Source organism: Leucobacter sp. M11 (genome assembly GCF_035726885.1).
Lineage (GTDB): Bacteria > Actinomycetota > Actinomycetes > Actinomycetales > Microbacteriaceae > JAPFRB01.
The window spans coordinates 421,946-425,765 of the sequence record NZ_JAPFRB010000004.1; the positions used below are offsets into that span (position 1 = coordinate 421,946).

2 protein-coding genes and 2 pseudogenes are annotated in these 3,820 nt (G+C 71.8%); 2 read left to right on the top strand and 2 right to left on the bottom strand.

Annotated elements, in window-relative coordinates; all coding sequences use genetic code 11:
• Positions 1 to 365, top strand: a pseudogene (locus tag OOT08_RS14080) (Putrescine importer PuuP); the annotation flags it as partial.
• Complete coding sequence (locus OOT08_RS14085; RefSeq protein WP_325093420.1) at positions 362 to 1,981, top strand: amidohydrolase; 1,620 nt, start codon at positions 362 to 364, stop codon at positions 1,979 to 1,981. The pseudogene OOT08_RS14080 and the gene OOT08_RS14085, both read left to right, overlap by 4 nt.
• An 81-nt stretch (positions 1,982 to 2,062) precedes the next feature.
• On the opposite strand, the gene OOT08_RS14090 is transcribed toward OOT08_RS14085, so the two are convergent.
• A complete protein-coding gene (locus OOT08_RS14090) occupies positions 2,063 to 3,460 on the bottom strand; it encodes a class II fumarate hydratase (RefSeq protein WP_325093421.1) in 1,398 nt (465 codons plus the stop codon).
• A 60-nt stretch (positions 3,461 to 3,520) separates the two neighbouring features.
• Positions 3,521 to 3,820 (bottom strand): annotated as a pseudogene (locus OOT08_RS14095) (carbonic anhydrase); the annotation flags it as partial.

The following is a 3,820-nucleotide window of genomic DNA, read 5'->3' on the forward strand; positions in this document are numbered from 1 at the left end:
GCTTCTCGCTGATCGCACTGTTCATCACCCTCGACGCCGCCGTCTACATGATCAACTTCGGCGCGCTCGTGGCCTTCGCCCTGGTCAACCTCGGCGTGATCAAGTACTTCTTCTTCGAGAAGGGGGTCCGCGGCTCGCGCGGCTGGATCCAGTACCTGATCCTGCCGCTCATCGGCTTCGGCTTCACCGCCTGGCTCTGGACCTCCCTCGCCCCGTTCACCTACGTGCTCGGCGCCGCCTGGCTCGCCGTCGGCGTGCTCATCTACGGCTCCCGCACCAACTGGTTCCGGGCGGACCCGCCGTCGCTGCAGTTCGACGAGAACGAGCCGATCACGCGTGCCGTGCCGGTGGGTGAGGACCGGTGAGCGCCGCGTTGATCATCCGCAACGCGCGGCTGCGCACCCCGGAGGCCCCCGCCGCCGATGCGATCGCCGACACGGTCGCCGTCGTCGACGGCAGGATCGCGGCGATCGGCACGGAGGCGGAGGTCCGCGCCGCGGTCCCCGCCGCCGCCGAGGTCATCGACGCCCGGGGCGGCACCCTGACCCCCGGCCTGATCGACGGCCACGCGCACCCCTTCCACGCCTCGACGCTCGCCCGCGGGGTCGACCTCGCCGGGGTGCGCGATCTCGACGCCCTGCGCGCCCGGCTCCGGGACGAGGCCGACCGCCTGCGCGGCACCGCGGCCTGGTTGCGCGCCTGGAACCTGGACTACGCAGCCTTCGCCGGCCGCGACATCGCGGGCGACGCGATCGAGGACGCCGTGCACGGCATGCCCGCCGTCGTCATGCTCTTCGACAATCACACGGCGATCGCGACCCGCGCGGCGCTCGACGCCGCGGGCGTGACCGGCGCGGAGCGCTTCGCGGACGCGGGCACGATCGTCGTGGACGCCGCGGGCGTCCCGACCGGGGAGCTGCGCGAGCCGAGCGCCTACAACCGGGTGCTCGATCACGCCCCGGCGTTGACGAGCGCCGAGGAGCGCGCCGCGATCACCGGCATCCTCGCCGAGATGAACCGGGCCGGGCTGACCGGCGCGGTCATGATGGACGGCACCGCCGCCTCCCTCGACCTCTTCGAGGAACTGGACGAGACGGGAGACGGCCTCACGCTCCGCCTGCAGTCGTCCCTCCAGCACCCGCAGGGCCTCACCGAGGACGAGACCCAGGCGATCCTGGCCCAGCGCGACCGGCTCGGGGCGCGCTGGCGGGGCGGGCTGGTCAAGCTCTTCCACGACGGGGTGATCGACACGGGCACCGCGTGGCTCTACGAGGCCGACCGCTACGGCGACGGCCTGGTGCCGTTCTGGCCCGTGCCGAGCGACTACGGGCGGCTCGTGCAGCGCTACGCCGCGGCCGGATTCCAGATCGCCACGCACGCGATCGGCGACCGGGCGATCGGCGAGACGATCGCGGCCTATACGGCGGCCGGGGTGCGCTCCGCGGCGGGGCCCGCGCACCGGATCGAGCACCTCGAAACCCTCGCGGACGCCGACCTCGCCCGGATCGCGGCCGCGGGGATCACGGTGTCCATGCAGCCCCTGCACATGCAGTGGCGCGCTGAAGACCACAGTGACGCCTGGGCGGATCGGCTCGGCCCGGCCCGGAGCGCGAAGGCGTGGCGCGCGGGCGATGTGCTCGCCGCGGGCGCGCTGCTCGCGCTCGGCTCCGACTGGCCCGTCGCCCAGCACGACCCCCGAATCGGGATGGCCTGGGCTCGGCTCCGCCGCGCGCCCGGCGCGGTGGACGCGATGGTCTTCGAACCGGAGCAGCGGCTGAGCGGCGAGGCGGCGCTCGCGGGCTACACCACGGGCGCGGCCGAGGCGATGGGCCAGCCGGGCGGCGGCCGAATCGCCGTCGGCGCCCCGGCGGACCTCACCCTCTGGGACGGGGACCCGGTCGCCTGCCCCGCGGACGAGCTCACGGAGCTGCCCGTGCGCGCGACCGTCGTGGACGGCCGACTCGTGCACCTGGCCGACTAACGCCACGAAACGACGCAGGGCCGCGTTCCGGAAGGAACGCGGCCCTGCTCGTGTTGCTGAGGGTGGGAACCCACGGTGTGCTTAGTGCTTGCCGATCATGGTCATCACGTCGAGGGCGCTGTCGAGCTGCTCCTCGGTGACCTCGCCGCGCTCGACGAAGCCGAGGGCCACGACGGCCTCGCGGACGGTCATCTTTTCGGCGACCGAGTACTTCGCGATCTTCGCGGCGGCCTCGTAGCCGATCAGGCGGTTCAGCGGCGTGACGATCGAGGGGGAGGACTCGGCGAGCGCGCGGGCGTGCTCCAGGTTGGCCTCCAGGCCCACGACGGTCTTGTCCGCGAGCACGCGGCAGGAGTTCGCGAGCAGGCGGATCGACTCGAGCAGTGCGGTGCCCATGACGGGGATCGCGACGTTCAGCTCGAAGAGGCCGCTCGCGCCGCCCCAGGCCACGGTCGCGTCGTTGCCGATCACGCGCGCGCAGACCATCAGCACGGCCTCGGGAACCACGGGGTTCACCTTGCCGGGCATGATGGAGGAGCCGGGCTGCAGGTCGGGGATGAACAGCTCGCCCAGGCCCGTGTTGGGGCCGGAGCCCATCCAGCGCAGGTCGTTGTTGATCTTCGTGAGGCTCACGGCGATGACGCGGAGCGCGCCGGAGGCCTCGACGAGGGCGTCGCGGTTGGCCTGCGCCTCGAAGTGGTTGCGGGTCTCGGTGATCGGCAGGCCGGTCTCCTTCGCGAGGTGCGCAATGACCTTCTGCGGGAAGCCCTCGGGGGTGTTGATGCCGGTGCCCACGGCGGTGCCGCCCTGGGGAACCTCGGCCACGCGGCTCAGGGTCGACTCGACGCGCTCGATGCCGAGGCGCATCTGCGCGGCGTAGCCGCCGAACTCCTGACCGAGGGTGACGGGGGTCGCGTCCATGAGGTGGGTGCGGCCCGCCTTGACGGCGTCCTTCCAGAGCACGGCCTTCTCCTCCAGCGCGGACGCGAGGTGGTCCAGGGCCGGGAGCAGATCGTTGATCAGGGCACCGGTCACGGCAACGTGCACCGAGGTCGGGAACACGTCGTTCGAGGACTGCGAGCAGTTCACGTGGTCGTTGGGGTGCACGGGGGAGCCGAGGGCCGCCGTCGCGAGGTTCGAGAGGACCTCGTTCATGTTCATGTTGGAGGAGGTGCCCGAACCGGTCTGGTAGACGTCGATCGGGAACTGGTCGTCGTACTTACCGGTGACGACCTCGTCCGCGGCGCCAGCGATCGCGTCCGCGATCTTCTGGTCGAGCACGCCGAGCTCGGCGTTGGCGAGGGCAGCGGACTTCTTGATCCGGGCGAGGGCCGCGATGTGCGCGGACTCGAGGCGCGAGCCCGAGATCGGGAAGTTCTCGACCGCGCGCTGGGTCTGGGCGCTGTAGAGCGCGTCCTTGGGCACGCGCACCTCGCCCATGGTGTCGTGTTCGATCCGGTATTCGATCTGCTCAGTCACGGTGCTGTTCCTTTGCTGTTGCTGAGGGTGTGGGTGGGGAAAGACTGCGAAATCGTGGGGTTAGGGCGTCGCCGGGGCCGGCAGGCTGATCTGCAGCGGCCCGACGTAGCTCACGGGCTCGGCGCGGCCCTCGACGAGCCGGTACTGGCAGCCGACGATGCCGAGCTGGCCCGCCGCGACCCGGTCGCTGATGACCTTCGAGCTGCGCAGGAGCGCCGCGACGGTGTGCCGCAGGTGCAGGCGGCCGACCTCCTCGGCGCTGATGCGGGCCGGGTCGACGTAGGGGGAGTCGGAGTGATCCCGGAACCAGACCTCCTGGACCGCGGGGATGATCGGGTCGATGAGCCGGGCCACCTTCTC